Origin of the sequence: Bombella mellum, assembly GCF_014048465.1 — a bacterium.
GTDB lineage: Bacteria > Pseudomonadota > Alphaproteobacteria > Acetobacterales > Acetobacteraceae > Bombella > Bombella mellum.
In genome coordinates this window covers 255,515-278,351 of the sequence record NZ_PDLY01000003.1, presented here as the reverse complement: position 1 = coordinate 278,351, position 22,837 = coordinate 255,515, and the positions used below count along the sequence as shown (strand labels likewise).

General features: G+C 59.5%; 16 protein-coding genes. All 16 read right to left on the bottom strand.

The features are described 5' to 3' along the window. Positions 1-14 precede the first annotated feature (14 nt). Positions 15-629, bottom strand: coding sequence for a 50S ribosomal protein L4 (rplD, locus tag CPA56_RS06135; protein ID WP_182041138.1), 615 nt, complete (start codon positions 627-629; stop codon positions 15-17). A gap of 5 nt (positions 630-634) precedes the next feature. Next, entirely contained in the window at positions 635-1,318 is a 684-nt protein-coding gene (gene rplC / locus CPA56_RS06130; RefSeq protein WP_182041137.1) for a 50S ribosomal protein L3, read from the bottom strand. Between the two features lie 10 nt (positions 1,319-1,328). Next, positions 1,329-1,637, bottom strand: a complete 309-nt coding sequence (gene rpsJ, locus CPA56_RS06125) for a 30S ribosomal protein S10 (protein ID WP_018980179.1) — start codon at positions 1,635-1,637, stop codon at positions 1,329-1,331. Between the two features lie 114 nt (positions 1,638-1,751). Beyond that, positions 1,752-2,942 (bottom strand): elongation factor Tu, encoded by a 1,191-nt coding sequence (tuf, locus tag CPA56_RS06120; RefSeq protein ID WP_182041136.1) that lies wholly within the window; start codon positions 2,940-2,942, stop codon positions 1,752-1,754. Between the two features lie 107 nt (positions 2,943-3,049). Beyond that, positions 3,050-3,526: a 30S ribosomal protein S7 gene (gene rpsG, locus CPA56_RS06115; protein ID WP_043557827.1), complete on the bottom strand. Its 477-nt coding sequence runs from the start codon at positions 3,524-3,526 to the stop codon at positions 3,050-3,052. 12 nt (positions 3,527-3,538) lie between these two features. Next, entirely contained in the window at positions 3,539-3,910 is a 372-nt protein-coding gene (gene rpsL / locus CPA56_RS06110) for a 30S ribosomal protein S12 (protein ID WP_023979007.1), read from the bottom strand. A gap of 324 nt (positions 3,911-4,234) precedes the next feature. Further along, the gene (rpoC, locus tag CPA56_RS06105; protein WP_182041135.1) at positions 4,235-8,551 is read right to left on the bottom strand and encodes a DNA-directed RNA polymerase subunit beta'; all 4,317 of its coding nucleotides are present in this window, start codon (positions 8,549-8,551) and stop codon (positions 4,235-4,237) included. 82 nt (positions 8,552-8,633) lie between these two features. Continuing rightward, the gene (rpoB, locus tag CPA56_RS06100) at positions 8,634-12,800 is read right to left on the bottom strand and encodes a DNA-directed RNA polymerase subunit beta (RefSeq protein WP_182041134.1); all 4,167 of its coding nucleotides are present in this window, start codon (positions 12,798-12,800) and stop codon (positions 8,634-8,636) included. Positions 12,801-13,028: 228 nt separating this feature from the next. Then, a complete protein-coding gene (gene rplL / locus CPA56_RS06095) occupies positions 13,029-13,403 on the bottom strand; it encodes a 50S ribosomal protein L7/L12 (RefSeq protein WP_182041133.1) in 375 nt (124 codons plus the stop codon). A 62-nt stretch (positions 13,404-13,465) separates the two neighbouring features. Continuing rightward, complete coding sequence (gene rplJ, locus CPA56_RS06090) at positions 13,466-13,990, bottom strand: 50S ribosomal protein L10 (protein WP_182041132.1); 525 nt, start codon at positions 13,988-13,990, stop codon at positions 13,466-13,468. Positions 13,991-14,259: 269 nt separating this feature from the next. Beyond that, complete coding sequence (gene rplA / locus CPA56_RS06085) at positions 14,260-14,952, bottom strand: 50S ribosomal protein L1 (protein ID WP_182041131.1); 693 nt, start codon at positions 14,950-14,952, stop codon at positions 14,260-14,262. A 4-nt stretch (positions 14,953-14,956) separates the two neighbouring features. Next, positions 14,957-15,391 carry a 50S ribosomal protein L11 gene (rplK, locus tag CPA56_RS06080; RefSeq protein ID WP_182041130.1) on the bottom strand — a complete coding sequence of 145 codons (435 nt, stop codon included), beginning with the start codon at positions 15,389-15,391 and terminating at the stop codon, positions 14,957-14,959. A gap of 120 nt (positions 15,392-15,511) precedes the next feature. After that, complete coding sequence (locus tag CPA56_RS06075; RefSeq protein WP_182041129.1) at positions 15,512-17,119, bottom strand: efflux transporter outer membrane subunit; 1,608 nt, start codon at positions 17,117-17,119, stop codon at positions 15,512-15,514. Further along, positions 17,119-18,477: an efflux RND transporter periplasmic adaptor subunit gene (locus CPA56_RS06070; RefSeq protein ID WP_182041128.1), complete on the bottom strand. Its 1,359-nt coding sequence runs from the start codon at positions 18,475-18,477 to the stop codon at positions 17,119-17,121. The genes CPA56_RS06075 and CPA56_RS06070 overlap by 1 nt, the downstream gene beginning before the upstream one ends. Next, positions 18,474-21,653: an efflux RND transporter permease subunit gene (locus CPA56_RS06065; RefSeq protein ID WP_182041127.1), complete on the bottom strand. Its 3,180-nt coding sequence runs from the start codon at positions 21,651-21,653 to the stop codon at positions 18,474-18,476. The genes CPA56_RS06070 and CPA56_RS06065 overlap by 4 nt, the downstream gene beginning before the upstream one ends. Before the next feature lie 346 nt (positions 21,654-21,999). After that, positions 22,000-22,815: a S1 family peptidase gene (locus CPA56_RS06060; RefSeq protein ID WP_182041126.1), complete on the bottom strand. Its 816-nt coding sequence runs from the start codon at positions 22,813-22,815 to the stop codon at positions 22,000-22,002. Positions 22,816-22,837: the final 22 nt, after the last annotated feature.

Here is a 22,837-nt window from a genome sequence, read left to right as displayed (position 1 = left end):
AACTGTTTTCGTTGTCATGCCAGACGCTCCTTGAGACCCTCAAGAGCAGCGTGGGTAATCACCAGCACATCATGCTTGAGAATATCATATACGTTTGCCCCGATCGTGGGCAGGAGATCGATCTTCGGCAGGTTGGCGATCGCACGGGCAAACGGCTGGTCAGCCACCTTGTCCACGATCAGAGCAGAAGAGCAGCCAAGAGCCTTCAAACGGACCGCAGCGTCACGGGTCTTCTCGACACCGGACAGGTCCTTCAGAATGATCAGCTTGCCTTCGGCAGCCTTCTGGGACACTGCGGAACGCAGGCCGAGACGGCGCACCTTCTTGGGAAGGTCGAAACCGTGGTCACGCACGACCGGGCCATGCACGACGCCACCAGTGCGGAACTGCGGTGCACGCAGGGACCCCTGACGGGCAGACCCTGTTCCCTTCTGACGGTACGGCTTCTTGGTCGTGCCAGAAACGACACCCCTGCCCTTTGTTGCGTGTGTACCGGCGCGACGCTTGGCAAGCTGCCAGCTGACGACGCGGGCCATGATGTCTTTACGGGGAACAATCCCGAAAATCTCTTCCGGCAGTGCGACTTTGCCGTCACTTCCGTTTTCGAGGGTTTTGATATCGTATTCCATATCCCTCACCCGGCGGCCTCAACGGTCGCTGCCGGATATGGCGCGTCCGCATTACGGGCCTTCTTGATTGCATCGCGAACCAGAACGACACTGTTCTTGGCACCTGGGATGGCACCGCGCACCATGATCAGGTTACGCTCTTCATCCACAGCGGCAATTTCGAGGTTTTGTGTTGTCACGCGCTTGTCACCAAGGTGACCAGCCATCTTCTTGCCCTTGAAGACCTTGCCAGGATCCTGACGCTGACCTGTGGAGCCGTGAGAACGGTGACTGATGGACACGCCGTGTGTCGCTTCAAGACCGGCAAAGTTGTGGCGCTTCATGACACCAGCAAAACCTTTACCCTTGCTGCGGCCCGTGACGTCCACCTTCTGCCCCACCACGAAATGGGCGGCGGAAAGTTTTGTCCCCGGCTCCAGCACGGCATCCTCTGCCACACGGAACTCGGCCAGCTTCTTCTTGGGCTCAACCTTCACACGGGCAAAATGCCCACGGTTCGCTTTCGTGACGTGCTTGGCCTTTGCAGCCCCCATACCCAGCTGGACAGCCGTATAGCCGTCACGCTCCTGTGTACGGGCATCCACAACCTCGACATCGTCAAGGTGCAGCACCGTCACCGGCACATGTGTGCCGTCTTCTTTAAAGAGCCGGGTCATCCCCAGCTTTTTTGCAATCAATCCGGTACGCATCGTCTGGACCTTAGAGTTTAATCTCGACATCAACGCCAGCGGCGAGGTCGAGCTTCATGAGGGCGTCCACGGTCTGCGGGGTCGGCTCGACAATGTCGAGCAGCCGGCGGTGCGTTCTCATCTCGAACTGCTCGCGGCTCTTCTTATCCACATGCGGTGAACGATTCACAGTAAACCGGGCAATATGCGTCGGCAGGGGGATGGGGCCCCGAACCCGCGCACCCGTACGCTTCGCCGTATTGACGATCTCTTTCGTGCTGTTGTCCAGCACGCGATGATCATACGCTTTGAGGCGAATGCGGATGTTCTGGTCGTCCATGATTTCACTTCATCCTTAATAAACCGGATGCCGTCCTACTGCATTTCTCCTAGAAATGGAACCCCGGCCGAAAAAAATCCGACCGGGGCACCACATTCCGAAGTCAGCAGGGACTTAGGCGGTGATGGAAGCCACCACGCCGGCACCCACTGTACGGCCACCCTCGCGAATAGCGAAGCGGAGACCTTCGTCCATGGCGATCGGAGCAATCAGCTCGACATCCATGGTAGCGTTATCACCCGGCATCACCATCTCGGTGCCTTCCGGCAGGGTCACGACACCGGTCACGTCCGTCGTACGGAAGTAGAACTGCGGACGATAGTTGGTGAAGAACGGCGTGTGACGGCCACCCTCTTCCTTCGTCAGGATGTAGGCCTCAGCCTTGAACTTGCTGTGCGGGGTGATGGTGCCCGGCTTTGCCAGAACCTGACCACGCTCAACATCTTCACGCTTCGTACCACGCAGCAGGGCACCGATGTTGTCACCGGCCTCACCACGATCCAGCAGCTTACGGAACATCTCGACGCCCGTGACCGTCGTCTTGACGGTGGCACGCAGACCAACGATCTCGACTTCGTCACCAACGTTGACTTCACCACGCTCGACACGGCCGGTCACAACTGTACCACGACCGGAGATGGAGAACACGTCCTCGATCGGCATCAGGAACGGACGGTCAACCGGACGCTCCGGCTGCGGGATGTAGCTGTCAACAGCCTTCATCAGCTCAAGGATGGCTTCCTTGCCCTGTGCCGGGTTGCCATCTTCCAGAACTGCCAGGGCGGAACCCTTGACGATGGGGATATCGTCGCCAGGGAAGTCGTAGGAGGACAGAAGCTCACGGACTTCCATCTCCACCAGCTCCAGCAGCTCCGGATCGTCAACCTGGTCAACCTTGTTCAGGAAGACCACCAGAGCCGGCACACCGACCTGACGGGCCAGAAGGATGTGCTCACGGGTCTGCGGCATCGGACCGTCAGCGGCGGACACGACCAGGATGGCACCATCCATCTGGGCGGCACCGGTGATCATGTTCTTCACGTAGTCGGCGTGGCCGGGGCAGTCCACGTGGGCGTAGTGACGGTTTTCCGTCTCGTACTCAACGTGTGCCGTGGAAATCGTGATACCACGAGCGCGCTCTTCAGGAGCCTTGTCGATCTGGTCGTAGGCACTGAAGGTTGCACCACCGGTCTCGGCCAGTGTCTTTGTGATTGCAGCCGTCAGCGTGGTCTTGCCATGGTCAACGTGACCAATCGTGCCGATGTTAACATGCGGCTTTGTACGCTCAAATTTAGCCTTTGCCATCGTCTCTCTCCAAAACCCTGACCCACAGGGGCCAGAGGTATGACTGAAACTTCATGCTGGCCACCCGGAAACCCGGACAGTGGCCAGAAGCCCTATTACTGGTAAGATTACCAGCGATAATGGCTGAATGCCTTGTTGGCTTCAGCCATACGGTGCGTGTCTTCCCGTTTCTTGACGGCTGCGCCACGGTTGTTCACCGCGTCCATCAACTCATTGGAAAGACGGTCCTGCATGGTGTTCTCACCACGCTTGCGGGACGCCTCGATCAGCCAGCGGATAGCCAGTGCCTGACGGCGTTCTGCACGAACCTCTACCGGAACCTGATAGGTCGCACCACCAACACGGCGGGAACGGACCTCAACAGCCGGCTTCACGTTATCCAGTGCCGAGTGGAACATGGCCACCGGGTCGGCAGAGGACCCGCCACGCTTGCGCAGCACTTCCAGTGCTCCGTAAACGATGCGCTCGGCAGTGGATTTCTTGCCATCATACATCAGTGCGTTCATGAAACGCGTGATGACGGCATCTCCGAATTTTGGATCGGGAAGGATCTCACGCTTTACAGCGCGATGACGGCGACTCATTCCAAATACCCCTTATTTCGGCCGCTTTGCGCCATACAGCGAACGGCGCTGACGGCGTTTTGCGATACCCTGCGTATCCAGCACACCACGAAGAATGTGGTAACGCACACCGGGAAGATCCTTCACGCGACCACCACGGATCAGAACAACACTATGCTCCTGGAGGTTGTGTCCCTCACCCGGAATATAGCTCACGACCTCATACCCGTTGGTCAGGCGCACCTTGGCGACCTTACGCAGGGCGGAGTTCGGCTTCTTCGGCGTTACAGTATAGACACGTGTGCAAACACCACGCTTCTGCGGACATCCCTGCAGGGCAGGAACCTTGTTCCGCTTTGCGGCCGGCTCCCGGCCCTTTGCGATCAACTGGTTGATGGTCGGCATGCGCCCTTCCCAATCCTTGTCCATATGCTGACGGGGCCCGGCCCCGCCACGACATTCCGTTCTAACCGACATGCGGCTGAACCGCCTGTCTTCGCACGATTGCACAGAAGAAAGGAAAGAATCTTCCCTCCTCCAAAGCTACTTGCCTCTGGACTTAACCTTTTTTTCTGAGAAACAAAAGTAGTACCAGATGCTATTTTTTATTCTGGGACGATTCCTTCACCTTAACGAGGGGGAACTGTCTAAGCCGCGGACCCTAAGTGGGCTTGGCTCCAGAGTCAAGCCTCCCTGCCCGTGCAGGGAGGCCTGACCACCAGAATTTCCTTATTCTGCGGCGTCCTCCACCTCGGCCGTGCCCTTGGCGAGCCTGACCGGAGACTGGCCTGCCGCAATATTGCGCAGACGCCGCATGGCACCCCCCGTCCCTGCCGGGATGAGACGGCCCACGATAACGTTCTCCTTCAGGCCACCAAGCGTGTCGATTCTGCCCGACGTGGCGGCATCCGTAAGCACGCGCGTGGTCTCTTGGAAGGAGGCCGCAGAGATGAAGGACTGCGTCTGCAGGGAGGCCTTGGTGATACCCTGAAGGATCGGCATGGCCTTGGCCGGCTCACGCCCCTGCTCCAGAAGTGCCCTGTTGTCCCGCTCGAACTCCAGCCGGTCCACGGTCTCACCGATGAGATAGGTGGAATCACCCGGCTCCAGCACCTCAACCTTCTGCAGCATCTGGCGGACGATCACTTCAATATGCTTGTCGTTGATCTTCACGCCCTGCAGGCGGTAGACGTCCTGGATCTCATTGACCAGATAGTCGGACAGTGCCTCCATGCCCATGACCTTGAGGATGTCATGCGGCACGCGGGGACCATCCACCAGCGGGTCACCCTTCTGAACGAAGTCACCTTCCTGCACGGAAATGTGCTTGCCCTTGGGGATGAGGTAATCCGTCCGTTCGCCCGTCTCGTCATTATGCACGATGACACAACGCTTCGACTTGTAATCCTTGCCAAACTCGATGCGGCCATCACCTTCGGCAATGATCGCATGGTCCTTCGGACGGCGGGCCTCGAACAGCTCGGCCACACGTGGCAGACCGCCGGTAATGTCACGGGTCTTGGAGCCCTCACGCGGAATACGGGCCAGCACGTCACCAGCATGGACCACCGCTCCGTTCTCCACGGACAGAATACTGTCAGGAGACAGGAAGTAGCGGGCCTCGTTGCCATTGGCGAGACGGACCACATTGCCATCCGCATCCTTCAGCTGGAGGCGGGGGCGCAGGTCGACACCCTTGGTGGCCTGCTTGTAGTCCACGACGACACGGGACGTCAGGCCGGTCACCTCGTCAACCCGTTCGACAAGCGTGATGCTGTCGATCAGGTCCTGATACTCGACCGTACCGGACTGCTCGGTGATGATCGGCAGGGTGTACGGATCCCACTCCGCCATCTTGTCACCACGCTTGACCTCCTGACCTTCGGAGACCATCAGACGGGCACCATAGGGCACACGGTAGCGGGCCTTCTCCGCCCCGGTCTCGTCGATCAGCAGAATCTCACAGTTCCGGGACATGACCACAGGAACGTTCTGGGAATTCTGGACGACGTTACGGTTGCGGATGGTCACCTTGCCGTCACGGAAGGCCTCGACCATGGACTGCTCGGCACCACGGGTCGCCGCACCACCGATGTGGAAGGTACGCATCGTCAGCTGCGTGCCCGGCTCACCGATGGACTGGGCAGCGATCACGCCAACGGCCTCACCGATGTTGACCGGCGTACCACGGGCCAGATCACGGCCATAGCAGTGGGCGCAGATGCCTGCCTTGCTGTCACAGGTCAGGACGGAGCGGATCTCGACCGCCTCGATCCCGGCCCCTTCGAGCATTTCCACGTCGGCTTCTTCCAGCAGATGGTTGCGCTCCAGCAGCTTCTCACCCGTCATCGGGTGGAACACGTCCTGAGACAGTGTCCGCCCTAGGGCACGCTCTGCCAGGGAGGCCACGACCTCACCACTGTCCGTCACCGCACGGACGACAAGACCACGCTCGCTGCCACAGTCACTTTCGGTGATGATGCAGTCCTGCGCCACGTCAACCAGACGCCGTGTCAGATAACCAGAATTGGCCGTCTTCAGGGCAGTGTCAGCAAGACCCTTGCGGGCACCGTGACTGGACGTGAAGTAATCAAGAACCGACAGACCTTCCTTAAAGTTGGCCACGATCGGCTGCTCGATGATCTCACCGGACGGCTTCACCATCAGACCACGCATACCGGCAAGCTGCTTCATCTGGGCCGGTGACCCACGGGCCCCGGAATGGCTCATCATCCAGACGGAGTTTGTCGGCTTGCCCGGGACCTGCTTGGAGATCTCCTTGAGCATGGCCGCCTGCACCTCATCCGTACAGCGGGACCAGGCATCCACCACCTTGTTGTAACGCTCACCAGCGGTGATCAGACCTTCCTGATACTGCTGCTCGAACTCCTTCACCTCCTCGGTGGTCTTGTTGACCAGAGTGGTCTTCTCGGCCGGGACGATCATGTCGTCCTTGCCGAAGGAGATGCCAGCCTTGGCGGCGTGACGGAAACCAAGAGCCATGAGACGGTCACAGAAGATGACAGCCTCCTTCTGCCCGCAGTGACGATACACGGTATCGATCACGTCGGACACCAGCTTCTTCGTCAGCTGACGATTGATCAGGCTGAACGGAATGGCCGGATGCTTCGGCAGGATCTGGGCGATCAGGGCACGGCCCGGTGTCGTCAGGATCATCTGGCGCACCGACCTGCCTTCCTCATCCTGTGTCTCCAGACGCAGGCGGATCTTGTCATGCAGCTTCAGCGCACCGGAAAGCAGGGCAGCCTCGATCTCGGCCACGGCCGCATAGGCAGGCGGAGCCGCCTTGATGACCTTGCCATCCTTGATCTCGGCCTCATCCGGAGTCAGACGGTACTCGGGCACCTCGAGGCTCAGATAGTACAGGCCAAGCACGATGTCCTGGGAAGGCACGATGATCGGCTTGCCATTGGCCGGGCTGAGAATGTTGTTGGTGGACATCATCAGCACACGGGCTTCCAGCTGGGCCTCCAGCGAAAGCGGCACATGCACGGCCATCTGGTCACCGTCAAAGTCCGCATTGAAGGCGGTGCAGACCAGCGGGTGCAGCTGGATGGCCTTGCCTTCCACAAGGCTCGGCTCGAATGCCTGGATGCCGAGACGGTGCAGGGTCGGCGCACGGTTCAGCATCACCGGATGTTCACGGATGACCTCTTCGAGGATATCCCAGACTTCCGGACGCTCTTTCTCGACCATCCGCTTTGCGGCCTTGATGGTCGTGGCGTGCCCGTACTTCTCCAGCTTGGAATAAATAAAGGGCTTGAACAGCTCCAGCGCCATCTTCTTGGGAAGACCACACTGATGCAGCTTCAGCTCCGGCCCCACCACGATCACGGATCGGCCGGAATAGTCAACACGCTTGCCGAGCAGGTTCTGACGGAAGCGGCCCTGTTTCCCCTTCAGCATGTCGGACAGGGACTTCAGCGGACGCTTGTTGGCCCCGGTGATGGCACGGCCACGGCGGCCATTGTCGAACAGCGCATCAACGGCTTCCTGCAGCATGCGCTTTTCATTGCGGACAATGATGTCCGGCGCACGCAGCTCGATCAGCCGCTTCAGACGGTTGTTACGGTTGATGACACGGCGATACAGGTCATTCAGGTCGGAGGTGGCGAAACGCCCACCATCCAGCGGCACGAGCGGACGCAGCTCCGGCGGAATCACGGGCACGATGTCCATGATCATCCATTCCGGACGGGCACCACTCTCAACGAAGGATTCGACCATCTTGAGGCGTTTGACCAGCTTCTTGCGGGCCGCCTCGGATGTCGCCTTACGCAGCTTCTTGCGCATGACCGTCTTTTCCGAATCGCCTTCCATCACCTCGGCGTCGTAGTCGAACGGATCAGGCTCGCCACGCTCCCGAGCGGCACGACTCAGCTCGGCCTCCTGAGCGTTCGGCAGGCCCCAGTCATAGCTGGACAGCGCACGCTTGATGGCCTCGGCACCAATACCGACATCCAGACCATCATCAGCGAATTCATCCATCAGCTCTTCGCAGCGGATTTCATCCAGCAGATACTGGTCACGACGCTTGCCGTGCTTGTAGGATTCGACCTGATCGGATTCACAGACGCCCTTGTCGAGCACCAGGAACTTCTCGAAGTACAGGACCGGCTCAACATCCTTGAGCGGCAGGTCGAGCATCGTGGCGATGCGGCTCGGCAGGGACTTAAGGAACCAGATGTGAGCGACGGGTGAGGCAAGGTCGATATGGCCCATCCGCTCACGGCGGACCTTGGCCAGCGTCACCTCAACACCGCACTTCTCACAGACGATCCCACGGAACTTCATCCGCTTGTACTTGCCGCAGAGGCACTCGTAATCCTTGGTCGGACCAAAAATCCGGGCACAGAACAGCCCGTCACGCTCCGGCTTGAAGGTACGGTAGTTGATCGTCTCCGGTTTTTTGATCTCGCCATAGGACCACGAGCGGATCTGCTCGCTGGAGGCGAGCTGGATGCGGATCTGGTCAAACGTGCCTGACTGACCAGACTGACCCAGAATCTTCATGAGTTCGTTCATTTGCCGAAACCCCACTGTGCCGGGCGGCGTCCCGCCGGCACGTTAAACATGAACAATGAAGAAGAAGCGGAAAGCACTGCCCTCACAGCCCTCCCTGCTCAAGTTCGACATTCAGACCAAGCGACTTCAGTTCCTTCACCAGAACGTTGAAGCTCTCTGGAATGCCAGCCTCAAAGTCGTCCTGCTCACGAACGATCGCCTCATACACCTTCGTACGGCCGGACACATCGTCCGACTTCACCGTCAGCATTTCCTGAAGCGTGTAGGCGGCACCGTAAGCCTCCAGTGCCCAGACCTCCATCTCACCGAAACGCTGACCACCGAACTGGGCCTTACCACCAAGCGGCTGCTGGGTGACCAGCGAGTAAGGACCGATCGAGCGAGCATGAATCTTGTCATCAACAAGGTGATGCAGCTTCAGCATGTAGATGTAGCCCACCGTGGACTGACGCTCGAACTTCTCACCCGTACGCCCGTCGATCAGCTGGGACTGACCACTCTCGCTGACACCGGCTTTCTTCAGCATCTCCTCGATGTCCGGGATGGAGGCACCATCGAACACCGGAGTTGCGATCGGCACGCCCTTGCGCAGGTTGTTGGCCAGCTCGATCAGCTGATCGTTGTCCATCGTGGCGATGTCTTCGTTGAAGATCTTCTCACCATAGACATCTTTCAGACGGTCCAGCAGCTCCTGCCGACGCTCACCCGTGCGCTGATATTCATCAACCATCGCACCGATGCTCTGGCCGATATTGGCACAGGCCCAGCCCAGATGCGTCTCCAGAATCTGTCCCACATTCATGCGGGACGGCACGCCCAGAGGATTCAGCAGCAGGTCAACCGGCTGACCATTCTCGAGGAACGGCATGTCCTCGACAGGAACAACACGGGAAACCACACCCTTGTTGCCGTGACGGCCAGCCATCTTGTCACCCGGCTGAAGCTTGCGCTTCACGGCGATGAAGACCTTGACCATCTTCATCACACCCGGCGGCAGCTCGTCACCACGCTGGAGCTTCTCGACCTTGTTGTCGAAGCGGTTGTTGATGCGCTTGATGGCACCATCAAACTCACGGCACAGCGTTTCCAGCTCGGCCATGACGGCCACGTCGGCAACAGGAATGTTACGCCACGTCACACGGGGATGCTCACCCAGCAGCTCGGCCGTGATCGGTGTACCAGCCCGCACGCCCTTGAAGCCTGCGGCAGCTTCCTGCCCGACCAGACGCTCCTTGAGACGGTTGTAGAAGCTGCGCTCCTGGATGGCACGCTCGTCATCACGGTCCTTGGCCAGACGCTCGATCTCGGCCCGCTCGATGGCCATGGCACGCTCGTCCTTGTCCACACCACGGCGGGAGAAGACACGGACATCAACCACCGTTCCGCTCGTGCCCGGAGGCAGCTTGAGGGAGGTATCACGTACATCAGAGGCCTTTTCACCGAAGATGGCACGCAGAAGCTTCTCTTCCGGCGTCATCGGGCTTTCGCCCTTCGGCGTCACCTTGCCGATCAGGATATCACCCGGATTGACCTCAGCACCGACATAGACAATGCCAGCCTCATCGAGGTTCCGCAGCGCTTCCTCACCGACATTCGGGATGTCACGGGTGATTTCTTCCTGACCCAGCTTGGTATCACGGGCCATGACCTCGAACTCTTCAATATGGATTGAAGTGAAGATGTCATCCCGGGCGATACGCTCGGAGATCAGGATGGAGTCCTCGAAGTTGTACCCGTTCCACGGCACGAAGGCCACGAGCACGTTACGGCCCAGAGCCAGCTCGCCCAGCTCGGTGGACGGGCCATCAGCAATGATGTCACCGGCAGCGACCAGATCACCAACCTTCACCAGCGGACGCTGGTTGAGGCAGGTGGACTGGTTGGAACGCATGTATTTGCGCAGACGGTAGATGTCCACGCCCTGGGTAGCCCCTTGCTCGTCCGTCGCACGGATCACGATACGGGCACCATCCAGCTGGTCCACCACACCACCACGCTTGGCGATGATGGTTGCACCGGAGTCATGCGCCACGGGGCCTTCCATGCCGGTACCGACCAGCGGGGCATCAGCCTTCACCAGCGGCACGGCCTGACGCTGCATGTTGGAACCCATCAGCGCACGGTTGGCATCGTCGTTTTCCAGGAACGGGATGAGTGCGGCAGCCACGGAGACCAGCTGCTTCGGCGACACGTCACAGGCAGTCACCTGCTCCGGCGGCACGAGGCGGAAGTCACCAGTCTGGCGGACGGCCACCAGCTCATCCGTCAGGCGGTTGTCGCTCTGCTTGGCATCAGCCTGCGCCACCAGAAGGCGTTCTTCCTCCATGGCGGAGAGATACTTCCAGCCATCCTGGAAGACACCATCCTTCACCAGACGATACGGTGTCTCGATGAAGCCGTACTTGTTCACCTTGGCGTAGGTGGCCAAGGAGTTGATCAGACCGATGTTCGGTCCTTCCGGCGTCTCGATCGGGCAGATGCGGCCATAATGGGTCGGATGAACGTCACGGACCTCAAAGCCTGCACGCTCACGGGTCAGACCGCCCGGACCAAGGGCCGACAGGCGACGTTTATGTGTCACCTCGGAGAGCGGGTTGGTCTGATCCATGAACTGGCTGAGCTGGGAAGAACCGAAGAACTCACGCACGGCAGCAGCGGCAGGCTTGGCGTTGATCAGGTCATGCGGCATGACCGTGTCGATGTCGACGGACCCCATGCGCTCACGGATGGCACGCTCCATGCGGAGCAGGCCGATCCGGTACTGGTTCTCCATCAGCTCGCCGACGGAACGGACACGACGGTTGCCAAGGTTGTCGATGTCATCGACCTGGCCACGACCATCCTTCAGGTCGCAGAGGATCTTGACCGTCCGCAGGATGTCTTCCTTGCGCAGCGTCCGCAGCGTGTCGGGTACGTCCACGTCCAGCCGCATGTTCATCTTCACACGACCAACGGCGGACAGGTCATAACGGTCCTGCGAGAAGAACAGGCCACGCAGCATGGCTTCTGCCGTCTCACGGGTCGGCGGCTCGCCAGGACGCATGATGCGGTAGATGTCGATCAGTGCCTCTTCCCGTGTGGTGTTCTTGTCCGCCATCAGGGTGTTGCGGATCCACGGGCCATGCGTGCCATCAACGGCCAGAAGCGGAAGCTCCTTCAGGCCCAGCTCTTCCAGCTCGGCCAGCTTCTCTTCCGTCAGTTCCTCACCAGCCTCGGCATAGATCTCACCGGTCTTCTCATTGACGAGATCGTGGGCAACGAAACGGCCGAGGATGTCCAGACGGCCAACCTGCACGACACGGGTCTTCTCGGCGATCTTGCGGACGACACGGGCCGTCAGCTTGGTCTCCGCATCGGCAATGACCTCACCGGTGTCAGCATCAACCAGCGGGCTGAGCAGCTTCAGACCACGGAAGGCATCCGGCTCGAACGGACGGGCCCACTCGCTCCCCGTGCGGGTGAACGGCACGACCTCGTAGAAAGTGGAGAGGATCTCATCCTCATCCATGCCGGTGACCTCGAGCGTGTCGACATCGCCACCCTCGGCCAGCTTGGCTTCACGGGCCTTGAGGTAGTTCTCACCTTCCAGCGCATAGAGCAGCGTGGTGACCGGCAGCTTGCGCTTGCGGTCAATGCGGACATGGATGATGTCCTTGGCATCGAACTCGAAATCGAGCCAGGAGCCACGATAAGGGATGATGCGGGCAGCGAAAAGATACTTCCCGGAGGAATGGGTCTTGCCCTTGTCATGGTCGAAGAACACGCCGGGGCTGCGGTGCATCTGGGAGACGATGACACGCTCCGTCCCATTGATGATGAAGGTCCCATTGTCGGTCATGAGCGGCATGTCGCCCATGTAGACCGGCTGCTCCTTCAGGTCGTGAATGGAGCGGGTCCCCGTGTCCTCATCAATATCCCATGTCGTCAGACGCAGGATGACCTTCAGCGGGGCTGCATAGGTCAGGCCACGCTGGATGCATTCTTCCACGTCATACTTCGGTTCTTCGAACTCATAATACTGGAAGTCCAGCCGACCACGGCCGGCGAAATCATGAATCGGAAAAACTGAACGGAACACCTCCTGAAGGCCAGCCGGTTCCCGGCTGTCGGGGCGAACATTCATCTGCAGGAAAGCTTCATAGGAAGCCCGCTGCACGTCAATCAAATTAGGCATCGGCGCAATCTCGGGAATGCGCCCGAAGCTCTTGCGGATCCTCTTACGCCCTGTGAACGATTTTGTGATCGCCATCTTATCCTGCCTCTGAACCAGACCTTCAAGTCGTCCGCTATGCAACCATCCCACTAACCCCATGGAAGATCAGACGACTTGAACGGCTGGCTTAATCCTGTCTATGACGCATGACGGAATGCCCCTTATAGGCAATTTCCCTGTCAACGGCAAATGGGGCGGGCACCATGAAGCACCCGCCCACTCGCTCCAACGGCCTCCCCGAGGGGTACCGCATGGATGAAACTCTTACTTGATTTCGACTGTAGCGCCGTTCTCTTCCAGAGCCTTCTTGATCTTCTCGGCCTCGTCCTTCGTGGCACCTTCCTTGATGGTCTTCGGTGCGCCCTCGACGAGATCCTTGGCTTCCTTCAGGCCCAGGCCCGTGATGCCGCGGATTTCCTTGATGACGTTGATCTTCTTGTCGCCAGCCTTGGCCAGCACGACGTCGAACTCTGTCTTCTCAGCGGCAGCTTCGCCAGCGGCAGCCGGAGCGGCAGCAACAGCAGCAACCGGAGCAGCAGCGGAAACGCCCCACTTCTCTTCGAGAAGCTTGGACAGCTCGGCAGCTTCCAGAACGGAAAGAGCGGACAGTTCGTCAACCAGTTTTGCCAGATCGGCCATGATAATATCCTCTAAGATGCGTAAATGTCAGGCGGCGTCGCTCATGCGGGCCACCCCGTTAATCAAGCGGCTTCCGTGTCGCCTGTTCTGGCATAGGCACCAAGAACGCGAGCAAGCTGCCCAGCCGGAGCCTGGGTGACGCCTGCGATGCGGGTTGCCGGGGTACTGATCATACCCACCAGCTTTGCACGCAGCTCGTCCAGAGATGGCAGGGAGGCCAGTGCCTTGACGCTATCAGCCGTAAGGGTCTGATTGCCAAGGGCACCACCAAGTACCACCAGCTTGTCATTCTTCTTGGCGAACTCGACCAGCACCTTTGCCACGCCAACCGGCTCATCCGACCAAGAAATGGCCGTCGGGCCTTTGAGCAGCGGCGCAATGCCGTCGAACTGGGTCCCATCCAGAGCACGGCTGACCAGCCGGTTCTTCGCAACCTTGTATGTCGCACCCACAGCGCGGATGTTACGACGCAGCTCTGTCGCATCGGCGACCGTCAGACCCAGATTCTGGGTGACGACAACCATGGACGTGCTGCCGAACACTTTGCTGAGGGACTCGACAAAGGCCCGTTTTTCCGTACGGTCCAAAACCTTGTCTCCTCGGTTAGTCCGATCATCTCGGACCAGGTTACCCATAGGTCCTGCCCCACCTGAAGGCACAACAGGACCCGCTCGCCTGTCCATGTTAGGAAGACCGCATCGCATCCGGAGGGACATGATACGTTCCACCCGTCTCACGCCTGCGCCCTGGAGGCTTTAAGGAACGGCGTTCCACATGCGTTCTAGGACAGGAAAAGGAGCAGGAGACCTGCTCCAGCACCATTCCGGAGAATGGCGATTCCTCAATCTCCCGTCAGTCAGCCTTCGAAGCTGGAGAGATCAACACGCACACCTACCCCCATCGTGGAGGAAAGGGAAGCTTTTTTCAGATAAGTACCCTTTGCACCGGACGGACGGGCCTTCTGGAGGGCATCCACCAGAGCCTTCACGTTCTCGGCCAGCTGGGACTCGGAGAAAGAAGCCTTACCGACGCCAGCGTGAACGATACCGGCACGCTCAGCACGGTATTCAACCTGACCGGACTTGGCAGCCTCGATGGCTCCCTTGACGTCCATCGTCACGGTACCGAGACGGGGGTTCGGCATCAGGCCACGCGGACCAAGGATCTTGCCCAGACGTCCGACCAGAGCCATCATGTCCGGGGTGGCAATGCAGCGGTCGAACTCGATCTCGCCAGCCTGCACCTTCTCGGCCAGGTCTTCCGCACCGACAACCTCGGCACCGGCGGCGGCAGCTTCCTCGGCCTTCGGGCCACGGGCGAACACGCCGACACGCAGCGTCTTGCCCGTACCGTGCGGCAGGGAGATCAGGCCACGGACCATCTGGTCAGCATGACGGGGATCAACACCCAGACCGATGGAAAACTCGACCGTCTCGTCGAACTTGGCCGTGGCGTTGCTCTTCACCAGAGCGACGGCGTCGTTCAGGGAGTACAGCTTGTCACCGTCAACCTTGGCACGCAGGGCGGCAATACGTTTGTTCTTGGCCATGTTCTCAGCCCTCCACCACATCAAGACCGATGGAACGGGCAGAGCCTGCCAGCATGCGCACGGCACCATCGATGTCGTTTGCGTTCATGTCCTGGAACTTCTTCTCAGCAATCTCACGCAGCTGGGATGTCGTCACGGACCCGACGGCAGACGCACGACCAACCGTCTGGGAACCCTTGGTGATCTTCGCTGCCTTAAGCAGGAAGTAGGTATTCGGCGGCGTCTTCGTGATGAAGGTGAAGGTACGGTCCGCATAGGCGGTGATCACGACCGGGATCGGCATGCCCGGCTCAAGACCCTGCGTCTTTGCGTTGAATTCCTTACAGAACTGCATGATGTTCAGACCGCGCTGACCCAGCGCCGGACCGACCGGCGGAGACGGGTTGGCCTTGCCAGCCGGAATCTGCAGTTTGATGTAGCCAACTACTTTTTTGGCCATATCCGGGACTCCCTAATTTACAGTTCCCGAACCGTGGTTGAGACGGCAGGGATCATCCCCGCCTCCCACGTTCGACTGGAAGGGTGCCTAGACCATTCCCCCCATACCGTCAAGCAGGAATCAGGGATGGGCCGGTACGGCGGCCGCCCCCGTCAGATCACTTTCCGAAACGGGCGGCTCGATCTCGGACCCCTTCTGCGGAGTTCCCACCGGCACCTCACCGGCGGGACGGGCATGGTGCAGCCCCTCATACTGCAACGGTCCGATCGGGTCGATGCTCTTCAGGTCCGGCAGGAGCTTGTCCGACCAGCCGCCGCCAAGGGCACGGATGAGCCTGACCGTGGACTGAAGCTGCCGTGTCTGCGCCTGCACCTCCAGAAGACGGGCCTTCAGCGCATCCTGCTGGGCCACCAGCGCATCCAGATAGTTCGTCAGCCCGCCCGTATAAAGGGCCATCGTCATGTTCTGCGTTCTCAGAGCCGCATCCACGGCCTGATGCTGCTGGAGCCGTTCCTGATGGTACAGGGCTGTCTGGCTCAGCCCATCCTCAACATCCTGAAAGGCTGCCAGAACCGTCGCCCGGTAGGCGTCCACACGTTCCCGGTACTGTGACCAGGCCCGTTGCAGGGCCGCACGCCGCATCCCCCCCGTGAAGAGCGGCTCCACGGCCTGCACGGCAACCCGCCAGAAGGCCCTGGAGATGCTGGCCAGATCAAACCCGGCATCCTCAAACCCACCTGTCGCACTGATGGTGATGTGGGGATAGAAGGCGGCCCGGGACACACCGATGGCCCGTGCGGCGGCAGCCATCTGCCGCTCGCTCATGGCCACGTCGGGACGTCTCTCCAGCAGGGTGGACGGGAGGCCCTCCTTCACCCGGATCGTATCAAAATGCAGCCGGAAATCCTTGACCGGCTGGATGTGGAAACTGGCAGGCACCACGTTCACCATGACGGCGATGGCGTGTTCCTGCACCTGCCGGGTCGCCTCCAGATAGCTCCTCGCCGCCTGTGCTGAGTACAGCTCATTCTCCGCACGGGAGACGTCCAGCCCCGCACCGATGGCCCCACCCTGCCGCAGCCTCGTGATCTCCACGGCCGTGCGGAAATACCGGATGGAGTCGTCATAGACGGCCAGCTGGGCATCAATGCCCCGCAGGGCCATGTAGTTTGAAGCCAGCTCGGCCTGAAGGCTCAGCCTCGTCAGCGCATAGTCGGCTGCCCCGGCCTGCGCCAGATTCTTCTGCATGTGCGTCTGGTTGCGGATGGCATCCCAGAAATCCGGCTCCCATGTCGCGGCACCGCTATAGGCGACGTTGGATTCATAGATGGGCGTGGTATTGGTGCGCCGCAGGAAAAGCCGTCCTTCCGACTGCTTGTTCCGGCTCATCTGCGCCCCGCCGGCGATCTGCGGGTACAGTCGGCTTTCCGTCTCACGGGCGATGTCTCGCTCCTGCGTGAAGACCTCCGCCGCCGCCTGAAGATCAGGGTTATAGACGTTCAGCCGGTCCTCCAGCTCATCAAGCTGGGGATCGTGGAAAAGTTTCCACCACTGCCCACGCACGACCGCATCGGCTGGTCTGGCATTGCCCATGATGCCCTTGCCTTCCCAGCCATCCGGGTAGATGAAATGCGGCGTGTGATAGTTCGGTGCCAGATCGCACGACGCCAGAAAAAAGGACAGTCCGCCCGCCAGCAGCGGCAGCCTCCGCCATGTTCCTCCCACCATCAGTGCTGCCCCTGCGACTGTCTGGCCGGTGCGGCAGACGGTGCCTGACCGCCCTCACCCGGCTTTGCCTGATCGTCCGGTCCGGCCTCATCCGGTGGCGGCATCGCACCGACACGCCTCAAATCATTTGACGTGACATTAGGCACAGGCTTCTCGGCCTCCTTCGGCCTGACATCATTATAGCCACGGGTAGGCGTCACGACCCGGACCTCGTCTCCGTCCAGCATGTCCGCCGTCGGGTTGGCCACGATCTCGTCATCCAGGGACATACCGGACAGGACCTGCGTCGTCATGCCGAAATTGGTGCCGACCTGCACGGTCTCCAGCCGGATGTGACCATTGACGACCTTGGCCACCTGCATCCCCTGCGCCCGGAAGATGAGCGCACTGGTCGGCACGATCAGCACGTCCGGATCACCCGGAGCCTGAATATGGGCGGTGGCGTAGGAGTTGGGCCAGAGCAGCCCGTCCGGATTGTCCAGCACCAGCTCGGTCGTCACCGTCCTTGTGGAGGCATTGAAGGCATTGGCCGTCGCCAGGAACCGGGCCTTGAACACACGGCCCGGATATTGCGGCACGCTGAGGTCCGCACTGATGCGGGGCGAGATGACGCTGGCAAAATCCTGCGGCACGGACACGAACACGCGTATCTTGTGCACGTCCGCCACGGAGAACAGCTCGGCGATGGCCCCCCGAGAATTGAGATTGCCCCCGGCAGCATTCACATAGTCCCCGACATTGACGAGACGGGAGGTCACGATCCCGTCAAAGGGAGCGACGATCCGCTTGAAGTTCTCCAGAGCCTCCACCCGCTCGACATCATGGGCGGCCGCATCCAGCTCCGCCTTCTGGGCGGCGGCATTGGCCGCCTGCACGTCCACTTCCTGCCGGGACACGGCCTGCGTCCCCCGCAGGGCGGTCCAGCGTTTCGTGGTGATGAGGGCGAGCTGGTAACGAGCATTGACGACCTCGTAATGGGCCTTGGCCGCCGCATACTGGGCATCGATGCTCGGCGTGCTGACCTCCGCCAGAAGGTCGCCCCGCTTCACATGGGCACCGTAATCCTTGTACCACATCTTCACATAGCCGGAGACCTGGGCGTAGATCGGAGCCTCATACCAGGCCGCCAGATTGGCTGGCAAGTCCACGTTCCGGGTTGTCGGTCCCGGCTGTGCCCTGATCAGCACGACACGGGCGATGGCACTGTCCTTCGTTTCCCGTTCCAGCTCCCCCCGGTGCAGGGCACGCTGCACGAGACCCAGCACGACCAGCCCGGCCAGGACGGCCAGAAAGATGAACAGCAGCAGGCGTCCCCTGCCACGGGCGGGCTGCGTGGTCTGACGGGTGGGAGGATTCATGAAGGTTCTCCTTCTGGAGTGGTCCGGTCACCCTTCGGCGCACCGCCATGGATCAGGGCAAAAACGCAGGGAACGAACAGGAGCGTCGCCACCGTGGCCATCAGCAGCCCCCCGATGACCGCCTTGCCCAGTGGCGCATTGGAGGAATTGCTGACGGACATCGGGATCATGCCGATCATCATGGCAAGGGCGGTCATCAGCACGGGACGGATACGCTCGAACCCGGCCTCCGAAGCGGCCAGAACGGCGTTCCCATGCTCCGCCAGCCGCTCTCGGGCAAAGGCCACGACCAGCACGGCATTGGCCGTGGCGGTACCCATGCACATGATGGCTCCCGTCAGGGCCGGAACGGACAGGGTCGTATGGGTGAGGAACAGGCTCCACGAAATCCCGCCCAGAGCGGCAGGCAGGGCCATGACGATGACGAAAGGATCAAGCCACGACTGGAAGTTCACGACGATGATCAGATAGACCAGCACGATGGAAAGCAGCAGCCCGCCGATCAGCTGGACATAGGCGTTGTTCATCGTCACGACCTGCCCACGCACCACCATGCTGGACCCGTGCGGCAGGTCGGGCCGGACCCGCTCCACCTCCTGCCCGACGGCCCGGGACAGGGCACCAAGATCGATCCCTTCCGCCGCCACGTAGATGTCGAACACGGGCATGATGTTGTAGTGGGAGACCTCCGCCGGTGTCCCCGTCTGCTCGATATGGCTGACACCACCCAGAATCTGCATGGTGCCGTTCTGCGGGTTCCCGTCTCCCTTGTCGATGGGCATTTTTTCAAGATCGTTGAGGGTCTGGAGGTACGTTGCCGGGGCCTGCACGTCGATGAGCTGGGACGTGCCCTGCGGGTTGAGATAATAGGTCTGCCCGACCTGCGAGCTGCCGGACAGGGTCGTCAGGACGTTGTAGGCAATGTCCTTCTCCGTGATGCCGGTCCCCATGGCAAAGCTGCGATGGGCGTTGATGAGGAGGGTCGGCTGTGTCATCGGCTGCTGGACGCTGACATCCACGGCCCCCGGAATTCTCCGCAGACGCTGTGCCAGACGGACGGCAAAGGCGTAGTTGTGCTGGAGGTCACGCCCGACGATCTGGACGTCGATCGGCGATGGCAGGCCGAAATTGAGGATCTTGGCCGTCAGGTCGCCCGGCTGGAAGGTGAAGCCTATCCCCGGGAAGGCTGTGCTGAGAGACCGGCGCAGCTTCTGCCGGTAATCGGAGATCGGGCTTTCATCATCCTCCAGCTGGATGGTGACGTCACAGTCCTGCGCCCCCGTGGTGGGCGATGGCACCATGGCCTGGTTCATCTGGCTCATCGGCAGGCCACAGTTGTTGACGATGAGCTTCACCTGACCGGGCAGGGTCTCCCTGATCTTCTTCTCGATCAGCCCGCTGAGTTTCGCACTTTCCTCGATACGGGTGCCGACCGGTGCCCGAAAATGCATCTGCATCGTGCCGGACTTGATCTCCGAGAAGAAATCCTGCCCGACGAAGAAAAGCAGAAGCAGGGACGACAGCGCACCGGACAGGAACAGGATGATGAACATTCTCCGTGCCGCCAGAACGCTCAGCAGGACCTCATGATAGCTCTGACGGAACCGCTCGAAATATGTCTCGAACGTCTCCTGGAACCTGCCGAAGAAGCCCCTCTTCCGGCTGGCATGGTCAGGATGACGCTGCTGCTCCACCTGCGCCGCCAGAAGCCAGTTGGCCATCGTCGGCACGAGCGTCCGGGACAGGACGAATGAGGCGATCATCGCAAAGATGATGGCCTCGGCCATCGGCATGAACAGCCAGCCTGCCACGCCCGTCAGCTCGAAGAGCGGGAACCAGACGATGCAGATGCAGGTGGTCGAGACGAATGTCGGAATGACGATCTGATTGGCCGCATCAATGATGGCCTCTTCCAGCTCCTTGCCCATGTGGAGATGGGCGTCGATGTTCTCGATCATCACCGTGGCGTCATCCACGAGAATGCCGACGGCCAGAGCCAGCCCGCCCAGCGTCATCACGTTGATGGACTGCCCGGCCAGGCTGAGGCCGATCAGGGCCGAGAGCATGGCCAGCGGAATGGAGACCGCCACGATCACGGTTGACCGCCATGACCCCAAGAAGAGAAGGACCGTCAGGCTAGTCAGGATGGCGGCGGTGATCATCTCCCGCACGACATCGACGACGGACTCCTTCACGAAGCTGGACGCATCCGTGAGTACGTCCATGCTCGTACCGGGCGGCAGCGTCTTCTGGATGTCCGGCAGCAGTTTCTTGATCCCGCTCACGACCTCCAATGTCGAGGCATTGCCACTCTTCAGAATGACGATCATCACCGCCTGCTTGCCACGCACCAGCACGGCATTGGTCTGTGGCGGGCCACCCTTGTGAACCCATGCCACGTCCCGCAGATAGATGACGGAATTGCCCACCTGCTTTATGGGCATCCGGTTGAAGGCGGCAATGTCCATGGGGGCGGAGTTGGTCCGCACCATGAAGTCCATGGCCCCCACCTTCTGGTCACCGGCCGGGAGAACGATGTTCTGCCTGTTCAGCGCACTGGCCACGTCCACGGCGGAGAGCCTGTGCGCCAGCAGCTTCACCGGGTCGATGTCCACCATGATGTCCGCCGCCACGCCACCATAGGGATTGGGAATGGCCGTCCCCGCCACGGAGACCAGCTCCGGCCGGATGAGGTTGGAGGCCATGTTGTAGACCTCCGAGGCGGACATGTTGGGATTGTTGACCTGAAGGGTCAGGACGGGGACGGATGACGCATCCAGAGCCAGAATGAGCGGCGGCGTGGCCCCGGTGGGCAGCTGCTTGATGACGGTCTGGGACACGGAGGTGATCTGCGTCTGGGCGACGCTGGCATCCGTCCCGGGCTGGAAGAAGACCTTGACGATGCCTCGCCCGTAATAGGAGCTGCTCTCTATGTGCTCGATGTTGTTGACGGTTGCCGTCAGGGTCCGCTCATAATAATAGACGATACGCCCCGAGACTTCCTCCGGCATCAGCCCCGTATAGGACCAGACGACCGCCACCGTCGGAATCTTGATGTTGGGGAAGACGTCCGTCGGTGTCCCCAGGATGGCCTTCACCCCGAAAATGAGGATCATGATGGACATGACGACGAACGTGTAGGGTCGCCGCAGGGCTGTCAGGACAATGGCGTTCATGACGGCAGTCCACCATCACCGGACGGGCGGCTCCCCGACAGGACGGGTCCCCCCCCAGCCCCCGATCCTGCGTGATGGGTTCTCGTCTCTGTCGCAATGCCACTGAGCAATCTGTCTCTCCAACTGGTCGGGCGCAGCCTTTCCGGTCGCCTGCCCCATGTCCGGGTGGGGATTATACCGACACGGCCCAAAGAAAAAACGCTTTTCATCTGAAAAGATTTTTAAGAAGCACGCTTCCATTGCCAGCATTTAACAACAATCACTACCCCCTTGCCTCTTCTAGAGGAAGGAGTTCCGCAAGAATCTTGCCGCTAAATCATCAAACAAAAAAATAACCTTTGAAATCCTAAAATAAATTTTCAAAATCTAACAACAACTGTGACTTAATACAAAAACCAAGATTCATCGGTATATTAGATATAGAAACTATACGATTACTCGTAGGAACAGGCACCGCCACTAAGTCCCCATGTGATGAAAACTGAGGTCCCCCCCACAAGATCCCCAGAAAATGGAACCGAGTCCCGTATCCAATTTTGTCCTTTTCATACATGTGTACTCCTTCATCCAATATAAATATTGGAGATCCACTTGAACCAGGAAAACATGCACAATCTATTAAAAATTCTCTCCTACCTTCAAAATCCACTCCAAAACTCGTAGCAGTTATACCTCTCCTCACTATGGGAATATTATTTTTTTGATCCCAGATAGCAGTAGGATACCCAATCATAATTATATTTTCTATTGCTGATAGAGATTTCTCCTCTTGCTCACTTGGAATAAGATTTTTTTCCAACCCCGGGAAAAAAGGCCTTTTCCCCTGTGCTTCTATATGATGAAAAAATGGTCCGACAGGCAAAATTGCCAAATCCACCTCGCTGTCAGGATGACGTATGCACCGCTGTTCAAAGTCATTAACATGAATATCCACGAAATCCCCTATTCTCGGATTTCCATTTTCGTCTGCTATTCTAAAGCGTAAAACTCCCTTCTTTGCTCCATCAATTACATGCTTATTAGTCACTATAACAGGAACGGATTTTTCATGATCATCATAAGAAAATCTAAAAAAGAAACCCGTCCCTGTAGATTCTAACCCAGCTTCATCCAACGTCTTTATATGTATAGTAACATGTATGATTTTATCTGATATTTTCATCTCTCAATTTCCATCCATCTAA

What these genes read in the sequence shown, in the direction of transcription:
- rplD (WP_182041138.1), bottom strand. Translation starts at nt 629, where the DNA reads ATGGAATACGATATCAAAACCCTCGAAAACGGAAGTGACGGCAAAGTC.
- rplC (WP_182041137.1), bottom strand. Translation starts at nt 1,318, where the DNA reads ATGCGTACCGGATTGATTGCAAAAAAGCTGGGGATGACCCGGCTCTTT.
- rpsJ (WP_018980179.1), bottom strand. Translation starts at nt 1,637, where the DNA reads ATGGACGACCAGAACATCCGCATTCGCCTCAAAGCGTATGATCATCGC.
- tuf (WP_182041136.1), bottom strand. Translation starts at nt 2,942, where the DNA reads ATGGCAAAGGCTAAATTTGAGCGTACAAAGCCGCATGTTAACATCGGC.
- rpsG (WP_043557827.1), bottom strand. Translation starts at nt 3,526, where the DNA reads ATGAGTCGCCGTCATCGCGCTGTAAAGCGTGAGATCCTTCCCGATCCA.
- rpsL (WP_023979007.1), bottom strand. Translation starts at nt 3,910, where the DNA reads ATGCCGACCATCAACCAGTTGATCGCAAAGGGCCGGGAGCCGGCCGCA.
- rpoC (WP_182041135.1), bottom strand. Translation starts at nt 8,551, where the DNA reads ATGAACGAACTCATGAAGATTCTGGGTCAGTCTGGTCAGTCAGGCACG.
- rpoB (WP_182041134.1), bottom strand. Translation starts at nt 12,800, where the DNA reads ATGGCGATCACAAAATCGTTCACAGGGCGTAAGAGGATCCGCAAGAGC.
- rplL (WP_182041133.1), bottom strand. Translation starts at nt 13,403, where the DNA reads ATGGCCGATCTGGCAAAACTGGTTGACGAACTGTCCGCTCTTTCCGTT.
- rplA (WP_182041131.1), bottom strand. Translation starts at nt 14,952, where the DNA reads ATGGCCAAGAACAAACGTATTGCCGCCCTGCGTGCCAAGGTTGACGGT.
- rplK (WP_182041130.1), bottom strand. Translation starts at nt 15,391, where the DNA reads ATGGCCAAAAAAGTAGTTGGCTACATCAAACTGCAGATTCCGGCTGGC.
- CPA56_RS06075 (WP_182041129.1), bottom strand. Translation starts at nt 17,119, where the DNA reads ATGGTGGGAGGAACATGGCGGAGGCTGCCGCTGCTGGCGGGCGGACTG.
- CPA56_RS06070 (WP_182041128.1), bottom strand. Translation starts at nt 18,477, where the DNA reads ATGAATCCTCCCACCCGTCAGACCACGCAGCCCGCCCGTGGCAGGGGA.
- CPA56_RS06065 (WP_182041127.1), bottom strand. Translation starts at nt 21,653, where the DNA reads ATGAACGCCATTGTCCTGACAGCCCTGCGGCGACCCTACACGTTCGTC.
- CPA56_RS06060 (WP_182041126.1), bottom strand. Translation starts at nt 22,815, where the DNA reads ATGAAAATATCAGATAAAATCATACATGTTACTATACATATAAAGACG.